The sequence below is a fragment of the Bradyrhizobium sp. USDA 4454 genome (assembly GCF_054822705.1).
This window is the reverse complement of record NZ_JBTRCN010000001.1, coordinates 5,380,932-5,407,293: the sequence shown is the minus strand read 5'-3', so window position 1 is coordinate 5,407,293 and position 26,362 is coordinate 5,380,932. Positions and strand designations below refer to the sequence as shown.

General features: G+C 64.1%; 25 protein-coding genes and 1 pseudogene. 12 read left to right on the top strand and 14 right to left on the bottom strand.

Features of this window, described 5'->3' with window-relative positions; genetic code table 11:
• The first annotated feature begins 134 nt into the window (after nucleotides 1–134).
• Nucleotides 135–542, top strand: a complete 408-nt coding sequence (locus ACVIW0_RS25220) for a GFA family protein (RefSeq protein WP_461354802.1) — start codon at nucleotides 135–137, stop codon at nucleotides 540–542.
• A gap of 297 nt (nucleotides 543–839) precedes the next feature.
• Here the strand turns inward: ACVIW0_RS25220 and ACVIW0_RS25215 are convergent, their stop codons facing one another.
• Nucleotides 840–1,346 carry a Spy/CpxP family protein refolding chaperone gene (locus ACVIW0_RS25215; protein ID WP_461354801.1) on the bottom strand — a complete coding sequence of 169 codons (507 nt, stop codon included), beginning with the start codon at nucleotides 1,344–1,346 and terminating at the stop codon, nucleotides 840–842.
• Nucleotides 1,347–1,572: 226 nt separating this feature from the next.
• Between ACVIW0_RS25215 and cax the strand changes: the two genes are divergently transcribed.
• Nucleotides 1,573–2,676 (top strand): calcium/proton exchanger, encoded by a 1,104-nt coding sequence (gene cax / locus ACVIW0_RS25210; RefSeq protein WP_461354800.1) that lies wholly within the window; start codon nucleotides 1,573–1,575, stop codon nucleotides 2,674–2,676.
• A 759-nt stretch (nucleotides 2,677–3,435) separates the two neighbouring features.
• Nucleotides 3,436–3,600: a hypothetical protein gene (locus ACVIW0_RS25205; protein ID WP_461354799.1), complete on the top strand. Its 165-nt coding sequence runs from the start codon at nucleotides 3,436–3,438 to the stop codon at nucleotides 3,598–3,600.
• A gap of 17 nt (nucleotides 3,601–3,617) precedes the next feature.
• Here the strand turns inward: ACVIW0_RS25205 and ACVIW0_RS25200 are convergent, their stop codons facing one another.
• Both ACVIW0_RS25200 and ACVIW0_RS25195 read right to left on the bottom strand, forming a co-directional pair.
• Nucleotides 3,618–4,514, bottom strand: coding sequence for an alpha/beta fold hydrolase (locus tag ACVIW0_RS25200; RefSeq protein WP_461354798.1), 897 nt, complete (start codon nucleotides 4,512–4,514; stop codon nucleotides 3,618–3,620).
• Between the two features lie 6 nt (nucleotides 4,515–4,520).
• A complete protein-coding gene (locus tag ACVIW0_RS25195) occupies nucleotides 4,521–6,152 on the bottom strand; it encodes a GMC family oxidoreductase (protein ID WP_461354797.1) in 1,632 nt (543 codons plus the stop codon).
• A 201-nt stretch (nucleotides 6,153–6,353) separates the two neighbouring features.
• On the opposite strand from ACVIW0_RS25195, the gene ACVIW0_RS25190 reads away from it, so the two are divergent.
• Nucleotides 6,354–6,980 carry a pyridoxamine 5'-phosphate oxidase family protein gene (locus ACVIW0_RS25190; protein ID WP_461354796.1) on the top strand — a complete coding sequence of 209 codons (627 nt, stop codon included), beginning with the start codon at nucleotides 6,354–6,356 and terminating at the stop codon, nucleotides 6,978–6,980.
• A 3-nt stretch (nucleotides 6,981–6,983) separates the two neighbouring features.
• On the opposite strand, the gene ACVIW0_RS25185 is transcribed toward ACVIW0_RS25190, so the two are convergent.
• Complete coding sequence (locus tag ACVIW0_RS25185; RefSeq protein ID WP_461354795.1) at nucleotides 6,984–7,409, bottom strand: hypothetical protein; 426 nt, start codon at nucleotides 7,407–7,409, stop codon at nucleotides 6,984–6,986.
• Nucleotides 7,410–7,524: 115 nt separating this feature from the next.
• On the bottom strand, nucleotides 7,525–7,986 hold the full coding sequence (locus ACVIW0_RS25180) for a T6SS immunity protein Tdi1 domain-containing protein (RefSeq protein ID WP_461354794.1): 462 nt from the start codon (nucleotides 7,984–7,986) through the stop codon (nucleotides 7,525–7,527).
• 213 nt (nucleotides 7,987–8,199) lie between these two features.
• On the opposite strand from ACVIW0_RS25180, the gene ACVIW0_RS25175 reads away from it, so the two are divergent.
• The gene (locus tag ACVIW0_RS25175; RefSeq protein ID WP_461354793.1) at nucleotides 8,200–9,372 is read left to right on the top strand and encodes a M20 aminoacylase family protein; all 1,173 of its coding nucleotides are present in this window, start codon (nucleotides 8,200–8,202) and stop codon (nucleotides 9,370–9,372) included.
• Nucleotides 9,373–9,381: 9 nt separating this feature from the next.
• On the opposite strand, the gene ACVIW0_RS25170 is transcribed toward ACVIW0_RS25175, so the two are convergent.
• Nucleotides 9,382–10,209 (bottom strand): oxidoreductase, encoded by an 828-nt coding sequence (locus ACVIW0_RS25170; RefSeq protein ID WP_461354792.1) that lies wholly within the window; start codon nucleotides 10,207–10,209, stop codon nucleotides 9,382–9,384.
• 96 nt (nucleotides 10,210–10,305) lie between these two features.
• Between ACVIW0_RS25170 and ACVIW0_RS25165 the strand changes: the two genes are divergently transcribed.
• Entirely contained in the window at nucleotides 10,306–11,220 is a 915-nt protein-coding gene (locus tag ACVIW0_RS25165) for an AraC family transcriptional regulator (protein WP_461354791.1), read from the top strand.
• A gap of 35 nt (nucleotides 11,221–11,255) precedes the next feature.
• Here ACVIW0_RS25165 and ACVIW0_RS25160 read toward each other — a convergent pair whose 3' ends face one another.
• Complete coding sequence (locus ACVIW0_RS25160; protein ID WP_461354790.1) at nucleotides 11,256–11,900, bottom strand: cytochrome P450; 645 nt, start codon at nucleotides 11,898–11,900, stop codon at nucleotides 11,256–11,258.
• 100 nt (nucleotides 11,901–12,000) lie between these two features.
• On the opposite strand from ACVIW0_RS25160, the gene ACVIW0_RS25155 reads away from it, so the two are divergent.
• Together ACVIW0_RS25155 and ACVIW0_RS25150 are read left to right on the top strand one after the other, a co-directional pair.
• On the top strand, nucleotides 12,001–12,531 hold the full coding sequence (locus ACVIW0_RS25155; protein WP_461357419.1) for a LysR substrate-binding domain-containing protein: 531 nt from the start codon (nucleotides 12,001–12,003) through the stop codon (nucleotides 12,529–12,531).
• 122 nt (nucleotides 12,532–12,653) lie between these two features.
• On the top strand, nucleotides 12,654–12,953 hold the full coding sequence (locus ACVIW0_RS25150) for a hypothetical protein (RefSeq protein ID WP_461354789.1): 300 nt from the start codon (nucleotides 12,654–12,656) through the stop codon (nucleotides 12,951–12,953).
• 151 nt (nucleotides 12,954–13,104) lie between these two features.
• Here ACVIW0_RS25150 and ACVIW0_RS25145 read toward each other — a convergent pair whose 3' ends face one another.
• The 6 genes from ACVIW0_RS25145 to ACVIW0_RS25120 form a co-directional block, all read right to left on the bottom strand.
• Complete coding sequence (locus ACVIW0_RS25145; protein WP_461354788.1) at nucleotides 13,105–13,347, bottom strand: DUF6894 family protein; 243 nt, start codon at nucleotides 13,345–13,347, stop codon at nucleotides 13,105–13,107.
• Nucleotides 13,348–13,492: 145 nt separating this feature from the next.
• Entirely contained in the window at nucleotides 13,493–14,098 is a 606-nt protein-coding gene (locus ACVIW0_RS25140) for a Crp/Fnr family transcriptional regulator (RefSeq protein WP_461354787.1), read from the bottom strand.
• A 330-nt stretch (nucleotides 14,099–14,428) separates the two neighbouring features.
• Entirely contained in the window at nucleotides 14,429–14,920 is a 492-nt protein-coding gene (locus ACVIW0_RS25135) for a DUF3147 family protein (RefSeq protein WP_461354786.1), read from the bottom strand.
• Nucleotides 14,917–15,318: a DUF3147 family protein gene (locus tag ACVIW0_RS25130; RefSeq protein ID WP_461354785.1), complete on the bottom strand. Its 402-nt coding sequence runs from the start codon at nucleotides 15,316–15,318 to the stop codon at nucleotides 14,917–14,919. The genes ACVIW0_RS25135 and ACVIW0_RS25130 overlap by 4 nt, the downstream gene beginning before the upstream one ends.
• A gap of 427 nt (nucleotides 15,319–15,745) precedes the next feature.
• Entirely contained in the window at nucleotides 15,746–17,368 is a 1,623-nt protein-coding gene (locus ACVIW0_RS25125) for an inorganic phosphate transporter (RefSeq protein ID WP_461354784.1), read from the bottom strand.
• A 483-nt stretch (nucleotides 17,369–17,851) separates the two neighbouring features.
• A complete protein-coding gene (locus tag ACVIW0_RS25120; protein ID WP_461354783.1) occupies nucleotides 17,852–19,282 on the bottom strand; it encodes a UdgX family uracil-DNA binding protein in 1,431 nt (476 codons plus the stop codon).
• A 257-nt stretch (nucleotides 19,283–19,539) separates the two neighbouring features.
• On the opposite strand from ACVIW0_RS25120, the gene ACVIW0_RS25115 reads away from it, so the two are divergent.
• From ACVIW0_RS25115 to ACVIW0_RS25105, 3 genes and pseudogenes are all read left to right on the top strand, one after another.
• Nucleotides 19,540–20,334, top strand: coding sequence for an ImuA family protein (locus ACVIW0_RS25115; protein ID WP_461354782.1), 795 nt, complete (start codon nucleotides 19,540–19,542; stop codon nucleotides 20,332–20,334).
• A 61-nt stretch (nucleotides 20,335–20,395) separates the two neighbouring features.
• A complete protein-coding gene (locus tag ACVIW0_RS25110) occupies nucleotides 20,396–22,015 on the top strand; it encodes a Y-family DNA polymerase (protein WP_461357418.1) in 1,620 nt (539 codons plus the stop codon).
• Nucleotides 22,012–22,335: pseudogene (locus ACVIW0_RS25105) on the top strand (PHP domain-containing protein); the annotation flags it as partial. The gene ACVIW0_RS25110 and the pseudogene ACVIW0_RS25105, both read left to right, overlap by 4 nt.
• A 54-nt stretch (nucleotides 22,336–22,389) precedes the next feature.
• On the opposite strand, the gene ACVIW0_RS25100 reads toward ACVIW0_RS25105, so the two are convergent.
• Nucleotides 22,390–22,863, bottom strand: coding sequence for a hypothetical protein (locus ACVIW0_RS25100; RefSeq protein WP_461354781.1), 474 nt, complete (start codon nucleotides 22,861–22,863; stop codon nucleotides 22,390–22,392).
• Between ACVIW0_RS25100 and ACVIW0_RS25095 the strand changes: the two genes are divergently transcribed.
• Nucleotides 22,844–25,669 (top strand): error-prone DNA polymerase, encoded by a 2,826-nt coding sequence (locus ACVIW0_RS25095; protein ID WP_461354780.1) that lies wholly within the window; start codon nucleotides 22,844–22,846, stop codon nucleotides 25,667–25,669. The two genes, ACVIW0_RS25100 and ACVIW0_RS25095, sit on opposite strands and share 20 nt — an antisense overlap.
• The last annotated feature ends 693 nt before the right edge of the window (nucleotides 25,670–26,362 follow it).

Below are 26,362 nucleotides of genomic sequence, written 5' to 3'. Positions count from 1 at the left end.
TTTCGTGAGAGCCGGAAAGCCGGCTGTCTCAGCGCGTCGCGCGACAGCTGGACGCAAGGGCAAGATGCGGCATTGATGGTCTCGGGCCCCCGGCGCTATCGATCCGGCAAACCACTGATCGACCGGAGGAAACCATGCCTGACGTCACCGGCGGCTGTCATTGCGGCGAGGTTCGTTACGCGGTCACCGCGGAACCGATCGTCCATACGCTGTGCCATTGCACCGATTGCCGCCGCCATGCGGGCGCGCCGATGGTCGGTTGGGTGATGGTCGCCGAAGCCATGCTCAAGGTGACCAAGGGTCAAGCCAGGATCTACCAGTCCTCGGAACATGGCCGGCGGCATTTCTGCGCGAACTGCGGCACCGGGCTTTTTTACACCAACGGCAACATGTTGCCCGGATATATCGACATCCAGAGCGGCACCTATGACGATCCCGACGCGGTGCCGGCCACCATGCACATCCAGGTCGCGGAGCGGCTGCGCTGGATGGAAACCGCCCACGAGCTGCCGGCCTTCGACCGCTTCCCGCCGATGGAATGACCGGCGGGCGGCGACGGATCGCGCCGCAGCATCGCGCAACAGAGATGAACGGCCGCAACACGGCTGTCTTGCAGCCGTCAGCATAATGTCAGCGCTGCCGCGTATGGTGGATGGGCTTGCTTTGCCGAAGCGAGCCGGCATCACGCCGAGCACCACGGCAAACACCAAAAAGCGTTCCAGTACTGCGTGAGTGGCTTCCGCCGTCCCCGCGAGGGGACGGCGGTTTCTTTTGGCGAGCTTCCATGATGCTCGCACCAGTCGAACGCCATTCACTGATAACGCAGCGACCGTCTGGCCCTATTCGTCCTCGTCTTCCGGACCGCCCTGCTGTTCGATCGCGTTGCGCACGCTGCGCATGACGGCGAACGAGACGAAGGCCATCCTTCGCTTCTGGTCGTCGCTCAACGTCTTGTAGAGCGGCTCCCAGGCATCGGAGAGCTTCTTGAGATCGGTCCCACGTTGAATGAGCCGGTCCGCTCTGCGTTGCATCAATTCGATGGGATTGCCGTCATGAAGCCCGTCCATCGCGCCGTTCTCGTGCAATTCGGCAATCCGCTCCAACCGGGTCTGCCGATTTTTCGCTCGTGTACGGATCGCGTCCTCGATGGCCGGCCAGTACTTCTCCTGGTCGGGGGTGAGCTGCAAGGCGGCCTTGACGATGCCGACGCGCATGTCGGTCAGGCTCTTCAGGTCGGCGGCGCTGAGCGGCGCCATGCCCACGGTCGACGATGTCTCTGCTGCGAAGGCGAGAGGCGAGGTTGTCACCAAAAGTGCGATCGCTGCGGCGGCTGTGGTCCTCGTCATTGCGAGCTCCTGAGCTGCTTGTCGTGGATGTCCCCGAGCAGCAAGACACGGTTGGATCCGCTGTCGGTTGATCTAGGTCAAAGGTAGCGAGTTCGAGATAGGAATGCGCGTCAGACCGTTCGCAAGACACCGCCCGACCTCGGCGATGCGGGTTGAGCTAGATCAAGCTGAAGCGGCTCGCGGTGTTCAGAAATTGCTTTCCAACTCCCTGTTGCCGGGCGGTCCCATGCAGCTCCTATTCAAGGAAGTTCGCCACAATCCGCTACTCTGGATGCTGGTCTTCGTGCCGATTGTGCTGGTGGTCGAACAGGTCGCTCCCACCGCGCACACGGCTCTGTTTGTCCTCGCCGTCCTGAGCATCGTGCCGCTGGCCGCGCTCCTCAGCCACGCAACGGAGAGCGTCGCCGAGAAAACGGGCGACGCGATCGGAGGCTTGCTCAATGCGACGCTGGGCAACCTGACGGAATTGATCATCGCGGTCGCCGCGCTTCATGCCGGGGAATACATGCTGGTCAAGGCATCGATCGCCGGCGCCATTGTCACCAATTCACTCTTCATGCTCGGCGCATCGTTCCTGCTCGGCGGTCTCCGTCATCATGTCCAGCAATACAATCGGGCCGGCGGCAGGATGTATGCGGCACTGCTGCTGATGGCGACGATCGCGCTGCTTGCACCCGCAGCCGTTGCCGACCTCGATCCGGCGAGAGGCAAGGTCATGGCACAGACGCTCAGCACCGGCCTCGCTGTGTTGCTGATCTGTGCCTACGCGCTCGGCCTGCTGTTCTCGCTCAAGACGCACAAGGAGCTGTTCGAGAGCGGGGAGCACACCGAGGCCGGCAGCGCGGGTTGGCCGATCGGACTTGCTGTCAGCACGCTGCTCGTGGTGACGGTGCTGGTTGCTCTGGTGAGCGAGATATTCGTGAGTTCGGTGCAGAAGGCTGGAGAGACGCTGGGATTGAGCTCGGCGTTCGTCGGTTTCATCATCGTCGCGCTGGTCGGCGCGGCGGCGGAAATGGCGGTCGCGTTCTCCGCGGCGCGCAAGGACCGGCTGGACATGAGCGTCAGCATCGCGCTCGGAAGCGCGTCCCAGATCGCCTTGTTTGTCGCGCCGGCGCTGGTTCTTCTCAGCTATGTCATCGGCCCGAAGCCAATGGACCTGCAGTTCTGGCCGGGTGCGGTGACGATGGTCATGATCGCCTCCGTCACGTCCTGCTTCATCACCAACAGCGGGAGGTCGGCATGGTTCATCGGCGCCTTGCTGGTGTTCATCTACGCGATCTTCGCCATGACGCTGTATATGGTGCCGCCGGGATCGTACGGGCCGGTCTGAGCGGCAACGCGCTTGCTCGATCAGGCAAGGCTCTCGGGCAATACGGAGCAAGATGTTATCATCTTGCTCCGTTGGCTCTGCCTACTGGCAGAGATGCTGTCGGCCGTCCTCGCCACGGAAATACGTTCCGGGCTGACAGACGAAGCCCTGACCGTTGGAAGGATAGCGATAGTAGCCGTAAGCGCCGGCTGCGGCCGCGGCTCCCACGGCCGCCGTCCCATATACTGCTCGTCGCGTCTGGCGACGGGCAACACCTGCGACACTCACAGGTGTCAAGGGACGACCGACCCGCGCCTGGGCGCTCTCGACGGAAATCAAGACGCCGCCTTGTTCCGACCGGCCGACGGATAGCAGCGTGGCACACGCGATGATGATTGTCGCTAACGCGAACGTCCCTGGACTTGTCTTCATGGCTCTCCTCCAATCCTGCCGATCCTATCCGGCCAGTTCTGCTTGGAGAGCCGTTGATTTGGATCAAGCGTTTCCAGATGCCCGGATAGCCGGGACGGCCGGCGATCGGATGTGAGGCAGCGCGCGCGGCCAAACGTCCTCAGGCACAATCTGCACTTTGCTGCCGAAGCAACCTGGCTAGAATGTCTGAATGGTTCCATGACATTCGGTCTCGCCTCTCCGTCAGGCGAGAGATACATTCCTTGCCGAGTTCACCTATTCGTTTGCATGCTGCAGAGTGCAGCCAAGAGGACGACCGTGCGGAAAGCGGATGTCACGTGCGCCTGCTGTGGCGCGGGTTTCCGGCGCTTGGAGCTGTGGTCCGAACCCGGCACCAAGGGTGAGTATCACTGTCCCGTCTGCGACTATCTGCTCGAAGCATTCGATGGCACCAACCTGATCGCCTATCGGCTGACGATCCAGCCGGTGCGGGCGCCGGTCTATTCGGCGAAGTACATTGGCGATCAGCGATGACTTGGTGATCGCTGCCATCAGCGCGCGGCAAACGTCCTGACCGCAGCAACCATCAATTCCGGTGCCTCCTGCGCGACGCAATGGCCGACGCCCGCAAAGGTCCAGCGGCTGGCGTGCGGGATCAGGGCCGCGGTGCGGTCGGCCATCTCCTTGTAGATCGGCCATGACTGCGCGGCGGTGGCGATGCGGACCGGACAGGCGATCTCGGAGAACCACGGAAACGGATTGCCTCTGATGTCGCCGGTGTAGATCTGCTCCATGGCCTCAAAGATCGGCCCCAGCAGCGCCGACTCGATCTGCGGCGTGCAGCGCAGGCGCATGCGGCCGTCGTCGAGCTTTGCATATCCATGATTCACATAGGCCCACAGCGACGGCTCGGTCCACGACGCGAACGCCGGCGCGGCACGCAGCCGCTGGTACAGATCGCCGGCATTGTCGAACTCGGCCCGGCGGCGCAGCACGCCCTGCACCGATCCGTTCGCGATGCCGCTGAGGCCACCGCTGCGCGGTGTACGCGGATCCATCGCGGTCGGCTCGGTCACGAACAGCCGCGCGAAGCGATCCGGCATCAGCTTGGTTGCGAGCAGCAGGTCGGTGGCGCCGGCACTGTGGCCGATGCCGTAGATGTCATGGAGGCCGAGGCGCTCCACGACCATGCAGAGGTCGTCGGCGAAATCCTGGAAGTGATAGCGATCGGCGGCCGGCTTGTGGCTCAGCCCGTGGCCGCGGCGGTCAAGCGCATAGACGGTGTAGTCGGAGGCTAGCGCCTCCGCAACTTCGGTCCAGACCTCGGCGACAAAGCCGGTGCCGTGCAGCAGCAGCGCCGGCGGCTTGCCGGACGAAGGCTCGCCCCATCGCGCCAGCGCGATCTGCGCACCGGCATCGCCAATGAGAATGCGCCGTGGCTGCGTCATCGGTTGCTATCGCGCATCTTGCAAAATCATCGCCGCGCCCTTCTCGGCGATCATCGCGGTCGGCGTGTTGGTGTTGCCGGAGGTGATGGTCGGCATCACCGAGGCGTCCGCGATGCGCAGCCCGTGCAGGCCGTAGAAGCGCAGCCGCTCGTCGACCACGGCCATCGGATCGCTCGCCAGTCCCATCTTTGCAGTGCCGACGGGATGGAAGATCGTGGTGCCGATATCGCCGGCGGCTTTTGCCAGTGCTGCATCGTCGTCGCCGACCGAGGGGCCGGGCAGGAACTCCTCGGGGTGGTATTGCTCCAGCGCCTTCTGCTTCATCAGTCTGCGCGTGGTGCGGATCGCGTCGGCCGCGACCTGTCGGTCGTCGTCGGTCGAGAGATAGTTCGGCGCGATCGACGGCTTGTCGTCGGGCGCGGTCGATTTGATGCGCACGGTGCCGCGCGAGGTCGGCTGCAAATTGCAGGCGCTGACCGTGATCGCGGGGAAGCGGTGCAGGGGATCGCCGAACTTGTCGAGCGACAGCGGCTGCACGTGGAACTGGATGTTGGCGCGCGAGCGCGTCGCATCGGAGCGCGTGAAGATGCCGAGCTGCGATGGCGCCATGGTCAGCGGCCCGCGGCGGCGGAATGCATAGTCGAGGCCCATCAGGCCGCGGCGGACCAGGTTGTAATAGGTCTCGTTCAGCGTGCGCACGCCCGACACCTTGTAGATCGCGCGCTGCTGCAAATGATCTTGCAGATTATGACCGATGCCCTGCACGTCGGCCACGATGTCGACGCCGAGCGGCGACAGCCATTCGGCCGGGCCGATGCCGGAGCGGTGCAGCACCTGGACGGATCCGATCGCGCCGGCGCAGAGGATCACCTCGCCTTTGGCGCGCGCCTCGATGGTCTCATTGCCTTGCCCATTGCCTTGGCGGAACAGCACGCCGGCGGCCCGGCCGCTCTCGATGATCAGGCGGTCGACCAGCACGTCGGTCTCGAGCCTGAGATTGCTGCGATTCAAGGCCGGCTTGAGGAAGCCGCGCGCCGACGACCAGCGCCGGCCGCGCTTCTGGTTGACGTGGAAATAGCTGGTGCCTTCGTTGTCGCCGGTGTTGAAATCGGGAATCCGCTTGATGCCCATCTGCTCGGCGGCATCGCCGACCGCATCGAGGATCTGCCACGACAGCCGCGGCGCCTCGATGCGCCAGCCGCCGCCGGTGCCATGATGCTCGCTGGCGCCGAGGAAGTGATCCTCCAGCCGCTTGAACACCGGCAGCACGTCGCTGTAGCTCCAGCCGGTGAGGCCGAGCTGTCGCCAGTGGTCGTAGTCCGCGGCCTGGCCGCGCATCGAGATCATGGCGTTGATCGCCGACGAGCCGCCGATCACCTTGCCGCGCGGATAGGCGAGTGATCGGCCGTTGAGGCCGGGTTCGGCCTCGGTCTTGAACATCCAGTCCGAGCGTGGGTTGCCGATCGCAAAGAGATAGCCGACCGGGATGTGAAACCAGATCCAGTTGTCCTTGCCGCCGGCTTCCAGCAGCAGCACGCGCTTGTTCGGATCGGCCGACAGGCGGTTGGCCATGATGCAGCCCGCGGTGCCCGCGCCGACGATAATGTAGTCGTAATCACCCTCGAGCCTTCGCGGCATGTCCTCGGTCCCGGCAAGCGTCTCTTGTTGGCTCCTATTAGTCAGACGCAGCCGGTCGAGACAAGCCCGGCGGCGGATGCCGGGCTTACGCCTTTGCGCATAATTCGGACCGGATTCGGAGTTGGGCGGCTTTTCACGCCCATTCCGAATGAATAGGCTTTCTCCTTGCACATGATTGGCCCAACTTGCTGGAGAATTGCCGTGGCAGACCCGGTCCGCGCCCCTTTTTACCACGACGGAATGCGTGAGTTGCAGGATCGTTTCGACGGTCGTCGTGTCGCCGACGGCCTCCAGAAGCATCGCCTCCACTTCGAATTCTGGGAGCAGGATCGCAAGCTCATCGAGGAGACGCGGTTCTTCTTCATCGCGACGAGCTATCAGGACAACGTCGATTGCTCGATGCGTTCCGGCGATCCCGGCTTCGTGAAGATCACCGGGCCCGATACGCTTGAATTCCCCGAGTATGACGGCAACAACATGTACCGCACGCTCGGCAATATTCATCGCAACCCGAACGTCGGGCTGCTGTTTGTGCGCCTCGACGGCAAGACGTTTCGGACCCGCATCCGAGGCAAGGCGACGATTCACGACGACGCGGAGACGCTTGCCAGGCACCATGGCGCGAAGGTCGTCGTGCGCGTCACATGCGAGATCTTCCCGAATTGCCCGCGCTACGTTCCGGACCTGATGGGCGCCTCAGCGGACGTGCCGCCGAATCTGTTCGTTCCCCGGCCGGGCTACGAGCCGCCCGCACCGGAATGGAAGAGCCGGGATTACCTCAAGGACGTCCTCTCGAAATACGATCCGCACCGGAAGCGTGAGGTCTAGCGATCAAGGCAGCGGTGCCATGTAGGGAATGCTGGCCACCAGCGCGAACACCTGCACCGCATTGCACGCCATGCCACCCCAATGCAGCCGGCGCAGCCGCCGCGCGGCGGTCGGATCGCCTGAATCTCTCGCGTCTGCTTCGGCATCGAGCCGACGCAGAAACCATCGCCGCGCCAGCACCGCGAATCCGGCGACCAGGGCGACGCAGAGTGCGGTGAGCGGCCGGCCCGCCGCGACAAAGGCGAGCGTCCCGATCACACCGGAGACGGTCAGCACCAGGAAGTAGGCGTTGAACATGCCGCGCAGCAGGCGGGTGACCGGCGGGAGGTCGAGCTTCACCAGCAGGAACGCCGGCGCTGCCAGCAGGAAGTATCCCATCGGCACCAGCAGGATGATGGTGGAGAACAGGACCGCTTGATCCGGCGTCATGCAGCCGCTCCGTATTTGGAAGAAGAGGGATTTCGCTGCGGAACCTGGGGTAGTATCCCTGCGGGATATGCCCCGCACTATTGGGCTTTGGTGGGATGCGATCGTGTCGGTCGGGTCAGTCAGTGACAACGATCTTGACGGTAGACCCGTCCGGCAAGTCCTTGGTCTCCGAATACATCTTTGCCGTAAAGGCGATCCAGTCTCGACAAGAGCACATCCATACATTGTCGACCGTATACTCGCCCCCGAACAGCGGCAGCGTCGTGAAGGCGTAGCACTGGGAAGGGCCAAGGATCAGTCCTGCCGACCGGCACCGGTCGATCAATGGACGCAGCAGCCAACCATCCGCGTCATCGACGCAACGTTCGCGAAACGCACCCTCGGAAGCGGCGATCCTTGCGATCGAGCCCGCCGACACTTCCAGCATGTGAATCGCTCCTGTGGCGTCCGCCAAAAATATGTCCGCGAACAGGCTGGCTCCCAGGACGCGGCTCCCGGCAGGCAGTATGTCCGACCAGGCAGCGAGCTGGGCGAGCGTGATTTCAACCGGAAGGAAGTCTGAGCGGCCCTGTTCCATCCTGAGATCATGAATGCCCGTTCGCGCTGCGGCAAGCCGGAAGTTCTCTGTGCAGGTGACGTCCAAGCATGGCCCGGCGCTTTCCGCCAATTTCGGTCGCTCTGCATTTGCCGCGCCGTGGGCCCCAGCCAGAGGCATGCCACATCTGTTTGGGTGGACTGGCTCTTGCATGCTAGAGGTGACTTTCGTCCAACCTTCGAGGCCAGAATTCTCATGCCCATCGTCAACCGCGTCGCCGATCTGCAACCCGATATCCAGGCCTGGCGCCGCGACATCCATGAAAACCCCGAGCTGCTCTACGATGTGCACCGCACTGCATCATTCGTGGCCGACCGTCTCAGGGAGTTCGGCTGCGACGAGGTCGTGACCGGGCTCGGCAAGACCGGCGTGGTCGGGGTCATCAAGGGCAACAAGGGGCCGGCCAAGGGCGACGTCAAGGTGATCGGCCTGCGCGCCGACATGGACGCGCTGCCGATCCACGAAGAGACCAATTTGCCTTACGCCTCAAAGACGCCGGGCAAGATGCACGCCTGCGGCCATGACGGCCACACCGCGATGCTGCTCGGCGCCGCGCGCTATCTCGCCGAGACGCGCAATTTCGCCGGCGACGTGGCGGTGATCTTCCAGCCCGCCGAGGAGGGTGGGGCAGGAGCGGCCGCCATGATCAAGGATGGCCTGATGGACCGCTTCGGCATCGAGCAGGTGTACGGCATGCACAACGGTCCGGGAATTCCGATCGGTTCGTTTGCGATCCGTCCGGGCCCGATCATGGCGTCCACCGACGAGGTCAACATCAACATCGAAGGGCTCGGCGGCCACGCCGCGCGGCCGCACAAATGCATCGATTCGGTGATGGTCGGCGCGCAGCTCATCACCGCGCTGCAGTCGATCGTGTCGCGCAGCGTCGATCCGCTGGATTCCGCCGTGATCTCGATCTGCGAATTCCACGCCGGCAACGCCCGCAACGTGATCCCGCAGACCGCGGTGCTGCGCGGCACGGTCCGCACCCTGACCCCGGAGGTCCGGCAACTGATCGAGAAGCGCATCGGCGAAGTGGTCAAGGGCGTGGCCCAATTGACCGGGGCCCGGATCGATCTCGACTACAAGCGCGGTTATCCCGTCACCGTCAATCACCCCTCGCAAACCGAGTTCGCCACCCGCATCGCCAAGCAAGTGGCTGGCGACGGCAACGTGCACACGATGCCGCCGCTGATGGGCGGCGAGGATTTCTCCTACATGCTGGAAGCCCGCCCCGGCGCCTTCATCTTCTGCGGCAACGGCGACAGCGCGGGCCTGCACCACCCCGCCTACAATTTCAACGACGAGGCGATCGTCTACGGCACCTCGTATTTCGTGAAGATCGTGGAGGACGCGCTGGCGGCGTGAGGCGCGTTGTCAGCCGTCGGTCGAAACGGTCACGGACTTCCACGCTGCGATCTCCTGCTTGAGACGTTCGATTCTCTCGGACACGAGTTGGAGGGCATCGCTGCCGAGCAGGAGCTGTGGCGGAGGATTGCCGGACTCGATCAGGCCGAGAACGGCTGCCGCGAGCTTGTCCGGATCGCCCAGCTGCTTGCCGCTTTTGGCCTGTCGCGCCTGCCGGATCGGATCGAACAGCGCATCGTAGTCGCTGATCGATCGCTCGGTCCGGATCATTGAGCGTCCTGCCCAATCGGTCCGGAAGGAGCCGGGGCAGAGCGCGGTGACGTGGACGCCGAACGGTGCCATCTCTGCGCGCATGACTTCCGAAATGCCCTGAAGGGCGAACTTGCTTCCGCAGTAATAGGCGATGCCCGGCATGGTGATCATGCCGCCCATCGATGTCACGTTGACGATGAAGCCACGGCGCCGTTCGCGGAACCGCGGCAGGAAGGCTTTAGCGACCGCGACGGCGCCGAAGACGTTCACGTCGAATTGGCGCCGCATCTCGTCGAGAGGCGATTCCTCCAGGATGCCCTCGTGTCCGTAGCCGGCGTTGTTGATCAGCACGTCGACCGGCCCATGGTTCTCCTCTGCCTGCCGGACGATTTCGGTCATCCGGTCGAACTCCGTCACGTCGCACAGGATGGATGCCACTGCCGGCAGGCGTTCTGCCAGGGCGGCCCGCGACTGTGCGGAGCGGACGGTGCCGATGACGTTGTGGCCCTGGCGGCTCGCGGCCGCCGCGATCGCGAAGCCGAAACCGGAGTTCGCGCCGGTGATGAAGAAGGTCTTCCGTGACATGGATTGGTTCCCGTCTTGATAGCCAGTGTTTGTGACTGATAGTCTTGAGAGCCCCGGTCATCGATCGCGAAAACTCGGAAAACCTTGCCAAATCCTATGAAGGTCGAGAAGCGGAGATCGGAGCGCCACGCACTGGTGGAACTCGCCGGGCTGCTGGCGCCCCGCCCGGGATACAATCCAACAGAGCTTGACGGAGTTCGCATTCTCAGGACCGAGGCGGTCCTTCATGACGTTCCCGTGCTTTACAAGCCCGGCGCAGTTTTCGTGCTGCAAGGCCGCAAGCGGGGCATGCTTGAGGGCGAGGTCTATCTCTACGACGAGAAGCACTATCTCGCCGTATCCGTGCCGGTGCCGTTTCGGATGGAGTCCGTGGCCAGCGCAGCCCGCCCCCTGCTTGCGGTCTATGTCGAATTCAACCTGGGTCTGGCCGCCGAGATTGCTTCGGCAGTGCAGGCGAGGCGTTCCGATCCGGCGGCCGGCAAGGTGAGATGTCTGGTCTCGAGCCCGATGGAGCCGGCTATCGAGGACATTCTGCTCCGTCTTCTGCGAGCGCTCCGTGATCCCGTCGAGCTTGCGGTTCTCGGAGCCGGCATTTTGCGCGAACTGCATTATCGCGTGCTAATCGGCCCGCAGGGCGGCGCGATGATTTCAGCCCTGCAGCAGCGCGGCACGTCCGGAAGAATCGTGCAGAGCCTCGCCCGATTGCGGGCAACCTATCGTTCCGAGATATCGGTCGCCGCGCTGGCCAGTGAAGCAGGGATGAGCGTTCCTTCCTACCACGTCCATTTCAAGGCTCTGACCGGCAGCACTCCGATCCAGTATGTGAAGGCGATGCGGCTGCACGAGGCGCGGCTGATGATCGCGCGCCAGGACAAGACGATCGCCGAGGTCGCAGCATTGGTCGGTTACGCCAGCCCCGCCCAGTTCAGCCGAGACTTCAAACGACACTTCCGGCGCACGGCATCGGAAGAGGCGAAATGGGTTCGTCAACATCTCGGTGAGCTGGTCTGAACGTTTCGCTCATCGCCCCACAAGGCGTAGCGGCCTCACGCATCCCAGCGCACCGGCAGCGTCACCGGGCCGCGGAACACCCAGCCGCGGACGATCGGCGGCGCCTCCGCGCGGAGGCGCAGATTCCGGAACCGGTCGAACAGCATCGGCGCCACGATCTTGCCGACGGTGAGCCGCGACACCCAGGTGCCGGCGCAGAAGTGCGGTCCGGCGCCGAATGCCAGGTGCGATTGCTTGGGCCGCATCACGTCGAAGCGATCGGGCTCGGCGAAGCGGTTGCCGTCGCGGTTGGCGGCGCCGACGCAGAGGCCGATCTGAAGCCCCTCGGGCAACGCCGTGCCGGAGAGATCGACGTCGCGGGTGACGCGGCGCGGATACATGCCGATCGGCGAGATCCAGCGCACCGCTTCCTCGAGCGCAGCCGGCCATAGCTCCGGCTTCGCCAGCACGCCGTCTTTCTGCGCTGGATTTTCCAGCAGGCCGAGGACGAGGGTCAGGATCGCATCGCGCGGTTCGTTCAAGCCGCCGCCGATGATCACCTTGATGTTGGCGCGGATGCCCTCGATCGGCATCGGCGGATCGGCATGGACCATCGAGGACAGGATCGACGGATTCGGCTGGCCGCGATGCTCGTCGAGCACCGCGTCGATCGCGGCGTCGACATCGGCGCTCGCCTGCATCGCCTTGCGCTCGATCTCGGCATCGGCGGCATAGTTGCCGGCGCCGTCGATCAGCGCCTGCTGAAGGCTAGCGCCCCAGCCTGCTCAGGTTCGTCTCGTTCTGCTGGATGCCGCCGGCCATGGCGACGTCCATCTCAAGCAGAACCAGTGCGACATCGTGCTGGGTCCGGTCGGGATCGTCGGCGAAAGTTACTTCAGGCGCCACATCCTCACCGATCACTATGTCTGTGTGATGGATCCGGCCAATCCGCTGGCGCGCGGCCGGATCGCGCTGTCGGCCTATGCGAAGGCCGCGCATGTCTTCATCACCCATAGCGGCGAGTGGCAGCCGCTATATCTCGTTGCGCTCAGGGCGAGGAAGGTCGAGATCGCGCCGATGGTGGGCCTGCCGAACCACGACAGTCTGGAGCGCATCATCACCGGCACAACGCTGGTCGCGACCGTCCCGCATCATCTGGCGCGGGCGATGCGCGGCAGCCTGCACGTCGCGTCGCTGCCGTTCCGGGTGCCGATCTCGATTGACATGTACTGGAGCGCCAGGACGGCCAAGTCCGGCCTGCACAAATGGGCGCGCGGCCTGCTGGCCGAGGTCGCCAGGATCGCGGCATCGACGCCCGCGATCAGCCCTTGACGTATGTTATCGTTGCTTATCGAGCAACGTCCTACATTGGCGAAACGGGCAGATCGGCAAGTCGGCGATTGGAAACGCAACGGCGCGCTCCCGCCAGCTCAGCCCACCAATGGATGGAGCACATGAAGAAGAAGCGGAATCGGTTCAAGCAGACCACGTCGTTACAGGAGCGATTGGGTAGTTTCGCGAAGCAGGCGAGGGAAAAGGCAAGGCGTACGCCGCCCGGCAAGGAGCGGGAAGATTTTTTGCGGCGCGCTCGCAGTGCCTACACCGCCGCGCATATTGAGAAGTGGCTGTCATCCCCTTCCAGCGAGATCGACTTAGGAACTGCGCCTTTTCGGCGTCGCTGGTCGATAGGGATGGGCAACATGAAGAACCCTTGCGGCAAGCGTACGCCGAGGCAGATAGAGAAATTGCGCTAGAGCATGATCCGGAAAAGTTCCGAAAAGATAATGCTCAAGCAAGGAGATGAGATCATGATGCGATTCCGTGGATACGCATCATGATCTCGCGTGCCTCTGAAGCTGGAAGAGCCTCGTTCTCGTAACCGGCGTTGGCGCACCAGCGATTCAGTCACCTTCGGGCAGGGCGCCCTTGAGTGTCGCCAGCCTCTTCGCTGTGCAGCCAAATTCGGAACAGCGGACGCTGGTCTCGGTTCACTTCGAGTGTCCAATCCTCGCCAGCCTGCAAGCTCTCCTGAGCGTCCCGCAGCAGCGAACGTGCCTCTTCCCAAGCAGCGGCATCGTCGGACAGCTCGATGCCATCCGTGGTGTAGAACGGGTCGGTGCCAGAAATCCTGAAGTAATAGCTCGGCATGCGGGCCAAAGCCGGCCCGGCCGCATCGTTCCTAAGCGCCTTCGAGCGGTTGAAGGTTCAGTTCGTTAAATCCACCGATCTCGACGACCTTTTCGATATCACGCAGGGTGACGACGCTGTCGTGAATATCGAGAATGCCTTTTGCTCAAAAGAATTGCAGGACCCGGTTGACATGCACCGCGCTCAGGCCAAGCGCTTCCGCTAGTTTTGCCTGAGTGACGGGAAACCGGAACTGGTCCTCGGCGACCATGTCGATCGCGGCCAGGCGCTGGCGCAACTCCGCCACCAAATAGGCCATGCGCGCGGCAGCAGGACGCGTGCCAAGGCTGACGATCCATTCCCGGAACAGCACCGCGTCGATCAACGTCTCGCGCCACAAGGCTTCCGCAACGGCAGGGCGCAGACTGATGACCTGCCTTAACGCCCGGTGGTCGATGAAGCCGACCCGCGCCTGCGTCAACGTGATGAGGTCGTGATCCATTCGCTTGAGAAACATCCCGTGGAGGTCTGGCATGTCGCCTGCGATGTGAAACGACAGGATCTGCCGCTTGCCGCCGTCCGATACTTTGGCACGGTATGAGAAGCCGCTTAACATGACGCAGCAGTGGCTGCTGATCTCGCCCTCCTGGATGATGGATGTGCCGGCGCCGAGATCGCGCACGCTCGATACGATCGAACGCAGCGCGGCGGTATCCTCCTCGGTGAGACCGGTATGAAGCCTCACTTTGCGGATCATCATGTCAATCGGCATGTGCTGCAGCCCCTCCGGCGAATTTGGACCATTCCGGGCCAATCGCCGGTGTTATGAGCCGACCATACCCTACTCTGCGACAGCGGGGAGGGGATTTACATAAGTTAAGATTGGTAGATGAGGCAGGTTAAGGCGAAGGCCGCAGGCAGCTCCTGGTTGCGGACCCGCGCCTTGGAGAGGCGACTTCCTGCTGCGGGTTTCGGCGATGCCGCCAACGGATGTTAGTGCCGCCGACATCGACAGCGATGACGATACCGTGCGTGACCTAGCGTCGCTGTGCGCGAGGGTGTCAGCACGAAGGCCGCAAGCGTGGGCTGAATCGAGGCGTTCTCAGTTGGAGCGCCTTCGCGTGATGGCGGCGCCTCCGCTGTTATCGGCGATGCGCTCTCGCTGAATCTGACGCGCGAGGCGCCAGATCAACCAGGTCGCGCACGAGACGAGCAGCCAGGCCAGCGTGGCGACGGCAAAAGCGGCTGCCACGCTATCGGTCACGAGCCAGGAAAACGAGACGGCAAATGCCAGCATGCCGATCGCCCCGAGCGCGGCGCCTATGGCATCGAGCGACGCAGCCTCCTGTCCGCGCCGTTCGCCGTGGAGATTTGCTTTTCGCTTGCGGCGGATTTCGTGCTTTTCGATCAGCGTCGCGCTTGCGCAGAAGATGGCGGGAAGCGCCAGGAACAGGCCTCCGACGGCCGCACCGTAGCGGCTGCTGATGAGGCCGGTCAGAACCGTCGCGGCTCCGCCGAGCGCAAACCGGATCAGGTATTCGTACCAGCGGCTCTCGTGCAACGATGACGATGAAACGCCGATTGGCAGCTTCATGCTGCTCCTCCGCCAAGGTTGAGGCCAAGGCTGGGGCCAAGATTGGGGCCAACACTGAGGCCAAGACCGAGGCCGAGCAGGCCGAATGCGACCGCCAGCCAGACCACGAAGGATAGCAGTGTGGCAGGCAGCGCGCGCATGCGCGCACGCATGAGCAGGTGGCAGACGACGATGCTATAGACTGCAAGCGCAATGCAGCCGGCCATCATCGTGCGGCTTTGCAGCGCAGCGTAGCCGGGGCCGTGTTGATGAATGGCGATGCCCAATGTGGCAAGGGCAACGGAGGGCGCGGCGCCGAACAGGCCGGCGAAGCTTTTCGGGCGCAGGATGTCCCCAAGCATCGCGAAGGCGGAGACGACGGCGCCGCCAATGAGAAACCGCACGATGTACTCGGTCATGGCGCTGGTCCAGCTTTTGAGTTGTGGGCTGCGCGCTTGCGAAGCTGGCCTCTGGTTTTTGCAGGGTTTGAACGGGAAACCCGTCCAATGCTCCGAATACAAGGCCGTCGATGGTGGGGCTGTTCCAATGCGCGGCATGGCGACGCGTCTATGTCGCAGACGTCTCGCAATCGCGGGACCGTCTCAAAAGAAAAGGCCCGCACCTGAGAGGATGTGAAGCTTTGTCCTCATCCACTGCTGTCGTCGCCCGGCTTGACCGGGCGACCCAGTACGCCGCGCCCTATCGGCTCGAGCACAACCCTCTCTGGAATACTGGATCACCCGCATGCGCGGGTGATGACACTGAGCAAGCTCAGCAAGCCATTCCGTCACCCCTGAGGTGCGAGCCTTTCGTCTGGCGCGTCTGCCGCGCCGAAAGCGGGGGGCATCAGAACACGTGGTAGAACACGTAGTACAGAACGCCCGAGAGGATCATCGCGGCCGGCAGGGTCAGCACCCAGGCCATCGCGATGTTGCGGATGGTCGACCATTGCAGGCCGGAGCCGTTGGCGGCCATCGTGCCCGCGATGCCTGACGACAGCACATGCGTGGTCGAGACCGGCAGGCCGTAGCCATCGGCAGCCGCGATCGTCGCGGCCGCCGTGATCTCGGCGCAGGCGCCCTGCGCGTAGGTCAGGTGGGTCTTGCCGATCTTCTCGCCGACGGTGACGACGATGCGCTTCCAGCCTACCATGGTGCCGAGGCCGAGCGCGATCGCGACGGCGAACTTCACCCAGCTCGGGATGAACTTCGTCGCGCTGTCGAGCGAGCCCTTGTACTGGTTCAGCGTGGCGATGTCGGCTGCGGAGAGCTCGGCTTCCTTGTCCTTCATCAGGAAGCGGATCGCCTCGGACGCCAGGTACATGTCGTTGCGGGTGTTGCCGACTGCGTCGGCCGGGAACTTGGCCAGCGATCCGTACTCGGCAACCTGCTTGCCGATGTCGCGCACCAGCACCGCAAGCGACGGATAGGTGCCTTCGTTGATCTGGTGCTGCGCGACGTAGTTGGTCACGGCCGGACGCGGATTGCCGATCACGTTGTAGCCGGCGGCCTTGCCTTCGATGACCTTGCTGGCCGCGGTCGAGTGCGCGGCGAACTGCTCGATCTGGTGCGCCGGCAGCGCGCGGTTCAGCGCGTAGGCGGTCGGCACCGTGCCGATCAGGATCAGCATGATCAGGCCCATGCCCTTCTGACCGTCGTTGGAGCCGTGGAAGAAGCTGACCAGCGTGCAGGTCAGGATCAGGATGCCCCGGATCCACCACGGCGGTGGCTGGTTGCCGACCGGCTCGCCGAACAGCGCCGGCGTGGCGCGCTGCAGCACGCCCTTGAGGATGTAAAGCAGGCCGGCCGCGAGCACGAAGCCGAACAGCGGCGACAGCAGCAGCGCCTTGGCGATGCCGGCGGCCTGGGTCCAGTCCACGCCGGAGGTGCCGTCACGGCCGCGCAGCACCGCGTTGGTAATGCCGACGCCCATGATCGATCCGATCAAAGTGTGGGAGCTCGAGGCCGGCAGGCCGAGCCACCAGGTGCCGAGATTCCAGAGGATGGCGGCGATCAACAGCGCGAACACCATTGCAAAGCCGGCGCTGGAGCCGACCTGCAGGATCAGTTCGACCGGCAGCAGCGAGACGATGCCGAACGCGACGGCGCCGCTCGAGAGCAGCACGCCGATCAGGTTGAACATGCCCGACCAGACCACGGCGACATGCGCCGGCAGCGAGCGGGTGTAGATCACGGTGGCGACCGCGTTGGCGGTGTCGTGGAAGCCGTTGACGAATTCAAAGCCGAGCGCGATCAAGAGCGCAACGAACAGCATGATGTAGGGCAGGAACGACGTGACGCGCGTGCCGGTGGCGTCGACGTCGGCATAGATGCTGTAGGCAACGAACAGCAGCGCGGCCGCAACCACGCCCAAATAAATAACCCCGGTCATGGGGTGGAAGCCTTTGTCGAGGTCCGGGCCTTTTTTTAAGGCGGGCTCGATCGAGCCGGGTAATGCCATATCGCTCATGGTAAACTCCTGTCCCAATGCCTCCGATTTTGATCGATGCATATGACAGGCAATTGAAATCGGGCCGCGAAATGAGGCGTTCGTCAGCGGCCGTGGATAGCGAGCGGAATTTTTGTGCAACGCATTGATGGCCCACGCGCCTTGGCGGCCTCGTGACGAATTTCAGCGACGCCCGGATTTGGGGACGCGTTGGATTTCGAGCCGCCTGGAATCCAGCTCGTCAAAAATTCACGTCACCAGGAAATCCGGTGCGGACTGGAAGCGAGCGAGGAGGGAAGGATTGCAAGATGAGGTGGCGCGCCGCACGATCGGGGCTAGCAAACCGCACGGCGCGCCCGCCTCGGGGTACGCCATGGCGTGAACATGACGCCCGATTACCTGCGGAACATGTCACAGTACCACGGATCAATTAAAGGTTGTAGGTATTTGTTTGTCGCTTAGAACAATTTCACGTTGAAGTGTGGTTCCACAGGCTGGTGGAACTCAGGCCGCGCGGGCCGAATTGCGCAACTGATCTGCGACGATTTTCAGGTCGTTGATAAAGCGCTGATATTCCAGCGCCTTGGCTTTCTCGTCGGGCAATCGCAACAGATAGGACGGGTGCACGGTGACGAGCACCTTGGTGGTGTCGTGGTTGATCAGGCGGCCGCGGTTCTTGTTGATCGGCGTAATCTTGCCGAGCACGCTTTGCGCCGCGGTGGCGCCGAGCGCGACGACGAACTCCGGCTTGATGGCGGAAAGCTCGCGCTCATACCACTGACGGCAGGCGCGGATCTCCGGCGTGTTCGGCTTCTGGTGCAGCCGGATCTTGCCGCGCGGCACGAATTTGAAGTGCTTCACCGCATTGGTGATGTAGACCTTGGCGCGATCGATGCCGGCTTGCTCAAGCGCGCGATTGAGCAGTTGCCCGGCCGGTCCGACAAACGGGTGGCCGGCGAGATCCTCCTTGTCGCCGGGCTGCTCGCCGACCAGCATCAGCGTCGCGCTTTGCGGTCCTTCGCCGAACACGGTTTGCGTCGCGTCCTTCCACAGCGGGCAGGCGCGGCACTCGGCGGCCTCGTCGCGCAAGGCGGCGATCGTATCGTGAGCCTGCTTGTTTGCAGTCGACTTGCGAGGCATCGGCTGATCCCGTTGCTGCGGCTCGGCCGCCTTGCGTGCGATGAAGGGGCCGCTGGTCATGCGCATGGCGTCTTCGATCAGCGGCTTAATGATCGAGTCCCCCGGCAGGTTCCTCCAATAGGCCTGTGGCATCTCCATCACTTTCAGCCGCGCCGGATTGGCGAAGCCGTTGTCATGGCGCCGCCAGGCCTCCTCGAGCCGGTCCTCGCTCGGCACCTCGGATTTGGCGACGCCCGGCGTGATCGAGATCGCGTGCCCATCCCAATGGGCGCAGACGTCGGGCGTGAGGATCGACCACGGCATGTCGGCGAAGCGGCCGGCGAAGAAAGGTGCGGCGCGTTCGACGATGCGATGCTCCGGCTCGAACCAGGCGACATAATGTGCCGTCCGCTCGCGGCCGATCTCGCGGAAGCGGAGCTGCGCGTGCATCCGATCGATGTCGCGATAGACCGCGCGCGCCATCGCGTGGACCTCGGCGACATCGGGATCGGTAGCCGCGCCGAGCAGATCGTGATGGCTGCGCAGCCGCCAGAGCAGGCGATAGAGCAGGGCGAAGCGCGCATCGTCGCGATGCAGGATCGCGGCCTTTGCGAGCTCGATGAATTTGGCCGACACGCTGAACTGCGCCTGCGGTGCATCGGGCAATTCATTCGCGCAGGCCGCCGAGGACAATTCGTCATCGCGGCGTATGGTCCACGTGACCTCCGCGGGCTTCACGTCATGTGTCGCCAGGCGCCGCGCGGCCTTGCGCCAGCCTTCGAAATCGGTGTCGTTGTCGAGCACGATGATACGCATGCGATTGCTCCGTTTCCGTCACGCCGCCATTTTCAGGGCCTTCCGCGCCTGACGCTGCGGGCGATCCGGCTGCGGCCGCTTTTCGGCTGCTGAATCCCATTGATTCCACTGATGAATCGATGAGCTCACCAATCCGATTGACTCCGCGGGCCCTGTTAGCTTTATATTAGAACATATCATGAACAAATGGGCCAGTCCCTGGTTCTCTGTTCAGATAAGTGACGGCCTCAAATTTTGGTTGGGAAGGAGCGGCGCATATGAATGGCGCACGCATGGGTACGCTTGCGTCTCTGCGCGGCAGCATCGCGCGCATCGAGGCGCCATCGGAGGCGGCGATGCCGAACCGCATCGCGCTCGGCCACACGAGCGCGGACGCGATGCTGCGCGGCGGGCTTGCGCCGGCCGCGCTGCACGAGGTGTTCGCCGCCGGCCATCAAAGCGGTGCTGCGACCGGCTTCATCGCAGGGCTCGCCGGACGGGTGTCGACGCGCAAGCCGCTGGTCTGGGTGCGGCAGGATTTTTCCGATCGCGAGAACGGCGCGCTGTCGATGCGTGGGCTCGCCGAGCTCGGCCTCGATCCGCGCCTTCTGGTCACGGTGCGTGCCGCCGATGTCGACGGCGCCCTGCGCACCGCGGCCGATGCGCTGGTCTGCGATGCGCTCGGCGCGGTCGTGCTCGAAATCTGGGGCCAGGCGCGTCAGCTCGATCTCGTCGCCAGCCGCAAGCTGACATTGGCCGCGCAAGCCTCCGGCGTCACCGCGCTGGTGCTGCGGATCGCGGCCACGCCAATCCCCTCGACCGCGGAGACGCGCTGGATCGTGCGCGCGGCGCATTCGCCGCCCGGCCATGCCGCAAGCGCCTGGGGCGCGCCGCGCGTCGAGGCCGAACTCGTGCGCAACCGTCATGGCCCGGTAGGGCGATGGATCATGGAATGGAAATGTGATGAGTGCCAATTCAGTGAACCGTCGGCGTATCCTCAGCCTGTGGCTGCCACGCCTGCCCATCGATCGCATCAAGCGCAAGCTCGCGCAGGACATCGCCTCGCAAGCTGAGGCTCGGGAGGCGGCAGAACCTTCAGGTGAGGTGAGCACATCGGCAGGGCTCTCTCCCCCCTTGCGGGGGAGAGTTGGAGAGAGGGGTAGCCACGAGCACCGCCCGTGGGGCTCACCCCTCTCCCTAGCCCTCCCCCGCAAGGGGGGAGGGAACCCATCCGCTCATGCGTCCCTTACGAACGAGGCGAAACAAGCGGACCTCCCCAGCGTCGTGGTCGCAAAAGACCACAACGCCATCCTGCTGCATGCAATCGACGAGGCCGCGATGCGCGCCGGGCTGTCGATCGGGTTGCCGCTCGCCAATGCGCGGGCGATCTGTCCGGAGCTCACGGTCTATGATGCCGATCCGGCCGCCGATCTGAAGACGCTGAACGACATCGCCGACTGGTGCGACCGCTTCACGCCGCTGGTCGCGCTCGACGCGCCATACGGCCTGTTCCTCGACATCACCGGCTGCGCGCATCTGTTCGGCGGCGAGCGGGCGCTGCTGCAGATCGTGACCCATGCGCTGAGCCGGCGCGGCTTTGCCGTCAGCGCCGCGATTGCCGGCACCTCGATCGCGGCGCGCACTCTGACGCGTCACGCGTCGGGCAAGATTGTCGCCGATGGCGAGGAAGCGCAAGCGGTCGGTCCGCTGCCGGTGTCGGCGCTCGGTGCCGATGCCGCGATCACCACCGGTCTGCGCCGCGCCGGGTTGAAGACCATCGGCGATGTCGCCGCGCGCGCGCCGCACGAGATCTCGGCGCGGTTCGGTGCTGATTTCACCAGCTTGCTCGGCCACGCGCTCGGGCGGGGCGATGCCCCGATCAGTCCGCGCAAGCCGCTGCCCGATTACATCGTCGAGAAGCGTTTCCCGGAACCGATCGCCACCGACACCGTGATCGCGCTGACGCTGCAAAACCTCGCCAAAATGCTGGTTGCGGCGATGGACAGGCAAGGTAAGGGCGCCCGGCAGCTGGAGGCGAGCTTCTTCCGCACCGACGGTGCGGTGCGCACGATCATGGTCGAGACCGGCCGGCCGGTGACACGGCCGGAGATGATCGACCGCCTGTTCCGCGAGCGGCTCGATGCGCTCAACGATCCGCTCGATCCCGGCTTCGGCTTCGATCTCATTCGTCTTGCCGCCGGGCGTACCGAGATCGTGGTGCAGCAGCAACGCGATCTCGACGCGACCGTGCACGACAATGACGAGATCTCGGCGCTGATCGACCGCATCGCCGCCCGCATCGGGGGAAAGCGCGTCGTCGTGCATCTGCCGCTCGAGAGCCACATCCCCGAACGATCTGCGCTCGCATTGCCGGCGCAGCATCATCTGGCCGCCGCCAGCGCCGCCGCCTGGCCGGAGCGCGCCATCGGCGAGCCGCCGCTGCGGCCGCTCAGGCTGTTCGAGCCGCCCGAGCCGATCAAGGTGCCGTTCGCGAGCGTGCCCGACGGCCCGCCGCATCAATTCACCTGGCGGCGCGCTCTGCATGCGGTGGTGCGGGTCGAGGGCCCCGAGCGCATCGCGATGGAATGGTGGAAGCAGGACGGCGCGGCGCTGACGCGCGACTACTTCCGCGTCGAGGACGCCGAGGGCCAGCGCTTCTGGATTTTTCGCGATGGTCTTTACGAGAGTGAGCTGCGCGACGAGGAAGGCAAGCCGGTTCCGGCCAACTGGTATGTGCACGGGTTGTTCGCATGACAACATCTCTGCCCGACTATGCCGAGATCGGCATCACCAGCAATTTCTCCTTCCTGCGCGGCGGCTCCGATCCGCGTGCCTATGTGCATCAGGCGAGCGAATTGAAGATTCCCGTGATCGGGCTCGCCGATCACAACACGCTGGCCGGCGTGGTGCGGGCCTGGAAGGAGCTCGACAACGAGAAGGTTCTCCATCCGCCGAAACTCCTGATCGGCGCCCGCATCGTCTTCATCGACGGCACGCCCGACATCCTGGTCTATCCGCGCGACCGCGCCGCCTATGGCCGGCTGTGCCAGCTCTTGACCCGCGGCAAGCGCGGTGGCAGCAGAGCGTTTTCCAGCGAAGTGGATACCGGTTCGCGTGAAGAAAACGCGTCAAAACAAAAATTCGAGCGGGTGGAGAAGGGCGACTGCCGGCTCACGCTGTCCGATCTGATCGATTTCGCAGAAGGCCAGCTTCTGGTGCTGGCGCTGCCGCATCGGTTCGAGGCGTCGAAAGCGCTCGATCTGCTCGCGCGGTTGAAGGCCAGCGCCGCCGACGGCGTCTGGCTGGCCGCGAGCCTGCTCTATCGCGGCGACGACAAGCGTCGTCTCGCGCGGCTGCATGATCTCGCCACCGATGCCGGTGTGCCGCTGCTTGCCACCAACGAGGTGCTCTATCACCATCCCGCGCGCCGTCCGTTGCAGGACGTGCTGACCTGCATCCGCGAAAAGACCACGATCGAAGCCGTTGGCCGCAGGCTCGAGGCCAATGCCGAGCGGCATCTCAAGCCGGCGCATGAGATGGTCAGGCTGTTCCGCGATTTGCCGGATGCGATCGGCGGAGACCATGCGCTTTGCCGACCGCATCAGCTTTTCGCTCGACCAGCTCAAATACCAGTATCCCGACGAGCCGGTGCCGCCGGGCAAAACCGCGCAGCAGCATCTGGAGGATCTGACCTGGGCCGGCGTCGACAAATATTTCGGCGGCGAGATCGACGACAAGCTGCGCGCCACCCTGAACAAGGAGCTGGCGCTGATCGCCGAGCTGAAATACGCGCATTACTTCCTCACCGTGCACGACATCGTGCACTATGCGAGGAGCCAGAACATCCTGTGCCAGGGGCGCGGCTCGGCGGCGAATTCCGCGGTTTGCTATGTGCTCGGCGTCACCTCGGTCGATCCGACCAAGGTCGATCTCTTGTTCGAGCGCTTCATCTCCAAGGAGCGGCTGGAGCCGCCCGACATCGACGTCGATTTCGAGCATTCGCGGCGCGAGGAGGTGATGCAATATGTCTATCGCCGGTACGGCCGCCACCGCGCCGCCATCATCGCCACCGTGATCCATTATCGTCCGCGCAGCGCGATCCGCGATGTCGGCAAGGCGCTCGGCCTGACCGAGGACGTCACCGCGGCGCTCGCCGACACCGTGTGGGGCAGCTGGGGCAAGGGCCTCAACGACATGCAGGTACGCCAGGCCGGGCTCGATCCCAAGAATGCGATGATCAATCTCGCGGTCGAGCTCGCCACCGAGCTGATCGAGTTTCCGCGCCATCTCTCGCAGCATGTCGGCGGCTATGTGCTGACCCAGGACCGGCTCGACACCTATGTGCCGATCGGCAATGCCGCGATGGACGACCGCACCTTCATCGAATGGGACAAGGACGACGTCGACGCGCTGCACATGATGAAGGTCGACGTGCTGGCGCTGGGCATGCTGACCTGCATCCGCAAATGTTTCGACCTGATCGCCGATCACAAGGGCAAGCGCTGGGAACTCGCCTCGGTCCCGCAGGACGAAGAACCAGTCTACGACATGCTGTGCCGCGGCGAATCGCTCGGCGTGTTCCAGGTCGAGAGCCGGGCGCAGATGAACATGCTGCCGCGCTTGAAGCCGCGCACCTTCTACGATCTCGTCATCGAGGTCGCGATCGTGCGCCCCGGCCCGATCCAGGGCGACATGGTGCATCCCTATCTCAGGCGGCGGAACGGCATTGAGAAGGTGACCTATCCATCGCCGGCGCCCGATAAGGGCGACAAGGACGAACTCTACAAGGTGCTGCACAAGACGCTCGGCGTGCCGCTGTTCCAGGAGCAGGCGATGCGGATCGCGATCGAGGCGGCGCATTTCACCTCGGAGGAGGCCAACGGCCTGCGCCGTTCGATGGCGACCTTCCGCAACCTCGGCACCATCGGCAGCTACGAGGAGAAGCTGGTCGGCAACATGGTCGCGCGCGGCTACGATCCGGAGTTCGCACGCAGCTGCTTCGACCAGATCAAGGGCTTTGGCTCCTACGGCTTCCCGGAAAGCCACGCCGCGAGTTTCGCGCAGCTCGTCTACATCTCCTCATGGCTGAAGCACCATCATCCCGATGCGTTCTGCTGCGGGTTGTTGAACTCGCAGCCGATGGGCTTCTATGCCCCGGCGCAGATCGTCGGCGATGCCCGCAAGAACGGGGTCACGGTGCGCGAGGTCGATGTCTCCTTCAGCTTTGCGCAGAACACGCTGGAGGAGAAGGTCGGCGAGCACTGCGCAGTGCGCCTCGGCTTCCGCCAGATCGACGGCTTTCATTGGCTCGATGAGGACGAGGAGCGGTTGAAACAGTTACAGTCGTCATTCTCCGATGCGCAATTGCGCATCGTGGGCGAGCAAAGCTTGGATGCTTATGAGTCAGGGACGCACGAATGGATGGGCTCTCTCCCCCCTTGCGGGGGAGAGTTGGAGAGAGGGGTAAGCCACGACCACCGCTCGTGCGGCTTACCCCTCTCCCTAACCTCGAGAGCGAGCTTCGCTCGCCTCGGACCCCGCAAGGGGGGAGGGAACCCGCCTACCTCCCGCGCGGCTTCGAACAGAGCGGAACAAGACTGGGCCGACCGCATCGTCGCCGCGCGCAACCGCCGGCCGTTTACCTCGCTGGAGGATTTCGCGCGCGATACCGCTCTGCCCAAGCGTGCGCTGATCCTGCTCGCTGACGCCGATGCGTTCCGCTCGCTCGGGCTCGACCGCCGCGAGGCGCTGTGGGCGGTGCGGCGGCTGCCCGATGACGTGCCGCTGCCGCTGTTTCAGGCCGCCACCGCGCGCGAGCAGCCGGATGAAGGCGCCAAGCCGCTGCCGGAGATGCCGCGTCCCGAGCAGGTGGTCGCCGACTATCAGACCATCCGCCTGTCGCTGAAGGGCCATCCGATGGAGTTTTTGCGCGAGATGTTCACCAGGGAACGCGTCGTCGCCTGCCACACCATCAACCGCAGCAACGACCGTCGCCGCGTCCGTTGCGCCGGCGTGGTGCTGGTGCGGCAGCGGCCGGGCAGCGCCAAGGGCGTCGTGTTCATGACGCTGGAGGACGAGACCGGCATCGCCAACATCGTGGTGTGGCCGAAGGTGATGGAGCAGTACCGCAAGGAGGTGATGGGCGCGCGCCTGATCCTGGTCGAGGGCTATATCCAGAGCAGCCCCGAGGGCGTGACGCATCTGGTGGCGCAGCGCATGACCGACCGTTCCCACGATCTGATCGGCCTCGCCAACGAATCCCTCTCCCGCAAGCATCCGGTGCCGGCCGGCCCCGCGCTGATCGAGCCGCTCAACGACGACCGCCGCGATCACGGCGACAACTCGCCGCAAAAAATCCGTCACCCCCGCAACGTCCGCATCCTGCCGCCGTCCCGCGATTTCCATTGAGGCCGCCATTCCCAGGTGCGCAATTGCGCACCTGAGGGCGCGCCTCTTAATGCGTGAACGGATGGGTAGAGCGAAGCGAAACCCATCAATTCCTTTCCGCGGCCCCATCGCTGAGTTTATCATCGGGCCGCGCGCTGCGCGGACCCGTTGGCTATATCCATCCTACGAACTGGTCCGGTTATTGTGGAAGCGGCGGTGAGGTGAGCACACTTCCCGGGCTCCCTCTCCCCTTGCGGGAGAGGGTGGGGAGAGGGGTGGCCCCGGGCGAGATGATCGATGAGCGCATTGCCTTCGCAAGTTCGTTGTTGGTTGACGAGAGGAATACGCGCGCGTGCCACTGAGTTGCCCGACGGACAACTCAGCAAAAACCTGTCAATCCCGATTGATGAAAATATTTCGCTTTATCGGAAGCGCAACTCAGTGCTATAAATCCGAAGTCTCGCCCGACACGAGGGGCGCTTCGCGGTCGTCACGAACGTGGGTCGAGATGCGGTGGACGCCGATTGCGCAGTCGACGAATGCGCATGAAGCGGACGGCGAAGTCGTGCAGGCCTGACGCCCTAGTGGTAGGTGTCTTTCGGATTGCGCAATGCGCGTCGCGAAGACGGTGACAACAAAGCCAAGTCTCGCCGGGGAGAGCACGTATAAGCCGTAACCCATCGCGCAGGGAAAGCCGGGTTGTTTCCGGTTACA